The sequence below is a fragment of the Citricoccus sp. genome (assembly GCF_035445025.1).
Lineage (GTDB): Bacteria > Actinomycetota > Actinomycetes > Actinomycetales > Micrococcaceae > Citricoccus.
This window is the reverse complement of sequence record NZ_DAOMPX010000149.1, coordinates 1-2,210: the sequence shown is the minus strand read 5'-3', so window position 1 is coordinate 2,210 and position 2,210 is coordinate 1. Positions and strand designations below refer to the sequence as shown.

Here is a 2,210-nt window from a genome sequence, read left to right as displayed (position 1 = left end):
TGACGGCGCTGGTCCACCGGGACTTCGCCCGCCAGGACCACCTGCGCCGCTACCTCGTCGGTCCGGCGTTCCGGACCTCCCCGGTCACCTCCCCCGCACTGGCCGCCCTGCGCGACGCCGCCCGCCCGGCCCTCGAGCTCGCCCGCGCCGAGACCGGGGAGACCGTCCAGGTGATGGTGCTGCGCGGCGGGAACATCCTGTTCCTGGACGGGATCGAGTCCGGGCACTCCCTGCGCATCGCCTCCCGCACCGGGGACGTCCTGCCCGCGTTCACCTCGGCCGGCGGCAAGGCCCTGTTGTCCCGGCTCAACAACCAGCAGCTGGATGAGCTGTTCCGGGCGGGACTGCCTGACTGGCCCACGGCCACCATCCAGTCCCGGGCCACGCTCAAGCGCCGGATGACCCGCATCCGCCAGGACGGCTACGCCACCAACATCGAGGAGACGGAGCAGGGCGTGGTGGGGGTCGGCGTGGCGGTCGTGGATGAGCTGGGGCGGCCGCTGGCCGGGCTCACGACGGCGACCCCCAGCCTCCGCTTCACCCGCGCCGATCTGCCCCACCACGTGGAGACCCTGCGTGCCGCCGCCCGGATCCTCGAGCAGCGGCACGCTGAGCTTGCCCAGTGACCTGCGCCCGGCCGGCCGGGCTCCGAGGGTCACGTCCAGACGCCATCCACCGTCAGGCGTGATGCGACCTCTGCATTCTGGCGCCCGCGTCCATGGCCCGCAGCAGGCGCGCGAGGTGTTCCATCTTCCTGACGCTGCTGGTCAGGGACATGGTGGGGTGTCGTCGGCTCAGGGCCCGGGAGGGCGTCTTCTCCCCGAGGGCGCGGAGCGTGATCAGGGTTCCGTTGTCGCGGGCCCTGAGGAACGCCTGTACGCTCCATGCGCCGATACCGAACGGGCCGGATCCTGACCCGGTGACGGCCTCGTCCGGGGGATCTTCCAGGGGGTCGAGGGGGAGCGTGTCCTCGTCAGCAGGCTCTACGTGCGCGCGCAGATGGCCGAGATAGTCGGTGAGATGCCGGATCGTGGCCTTCGGGTCGCAGATCGATTCGAGGTGCAGGATCTGTTCGGTCATGGATCTCGCTCCCATGCGGTAGTGGCGGCCGCGCACACTCCGGTCGGGGCCTATCCGTGACCCGGGGTGCTGGTTGGTGCCCGCATCGGCCGGTCAGGATGCGCGAGCCGCGGGGTGTTCCTTCATGATCGTCACCGGAGGTGGGGTGAACGTGGACGTGTCCTCACGGTACAAACGTAGTTTCCGCTCTCGCCCCTCGACAGGGTGGTGCGCACTCGTCAACCACTCGTCACGCACGCGTCACCCCCGAATTGCGTGCATCCCCTCCTGCCTTCGAGACGGGACAGTCGACATGGCCTCACCGCGTCGAAGGGCCGAGGACCCCGCCGGCGGTGTGCCGGGCGTGATCCACGCCCGGCACGCACCAGAAGTGACCTTGAAGGGCGTCAGGCCCCGGCCAGCGCCCGCTGGACGCGGCTGACCGTGGCGTCGACCTGTTCGGGCCGGGCGACCATGCCCACGTCCATGACCTCGCCGCGGACCGCGCCCTGGATGATGCGCTTGAGCGGGATCTCCAGGCGCTTGCCGGTGGGATTGCGTGGGATCGCGGGGACGAACACCACGTGGTCCGGGACGTGGCGCGGGGAGAGCTCGGTACGCAGGGTGGTGCGGATGGTCCGCTCCAGCGCCGCCTCGTCCGCGCCCTCCTCCGGTTCGGCCAGCAGGACGAGCTTGCCCATGCCCCCGGCGTCCTCGAAGTGCAACACCATGGTGTCCCTGACCTGGGGCAGGGCGTCCAGCACGGCGTAGAACTCGGCGGTGCCCAGGCGCACCCCGCCGCGGTTCAGGGTGGCGTCCGAGCGGCCGGTGATCACCCAGGAGCCGCGCTCGGTCTGCACCAGCCAGTCGCCGTGGCGCCACACGCCCGGGTAGGCGCCGAAGTAGCTGTCCCGGTAGCGCTCGAAGTCCTCGTCGCCCCAGAAGAACACCGGCATGGAGGGCATCGGCGCGGTGCAGACCAGCTCCCCGGCCTCACCCCGCAGCGGTCGGCCCTCCGGATCCCAGGACTCGACGGCCACCCCGAGCGGACGGCAGGACATCTCCCCCGCCCAGACCGGGGTCAGCGGGCTGCCGCCGACGAACGCGGCGCAGATGTCCGTGCCGCCCGAGGTGGGGGCCAGCAGCAGGTC

The 2,210-nt window shown here is 71.4% G+C and carries 3 protein-coding genes; 1 reads left to right on the top strand and 2 read right to left on the bottom strand.

What is annotated here, in order from left to right; genetic code table 11:
• On the top strand, nt 1–626 hold a 626-nt coding region (locus PLJ28_RS15675), incomplete at its 5' end, for an IclR family transcriptional regulator (protein WP_324590419.1).
• 52 nt (nt 627–678) lie between these two features.
• Here the strand turns inward: PLJ28_RS15675 and PLJ28_RS15670 are convergent.
• Together PLJ28_RS15670 and PLJ28_RS15665 are read right to left on the bottom strand one after the other, a co-directional pair.
• Nucleotides 679–1,080 carry a hypothetical protein gene (locus PLJ28_RS15670; RefSeq protein ID WP_183527417.1) on the bottom strand — a complete coding sequence of 134 codons (402 nt, stop codon included), beginning with the start codon at nt 1,078–1,080 and terminating at the stop codon, nt 679–681.
• A gap of 386 nt (nt 1,081–1,466) precedes the next feature.
• The coding region (locus PLJ28_RS15665; RefSeq protein ID WP_502877102.1) for an AMP-binding enzyme at nt 1,467–2,210 on the bottom strand (744 nt) is incomplete at its 5' end.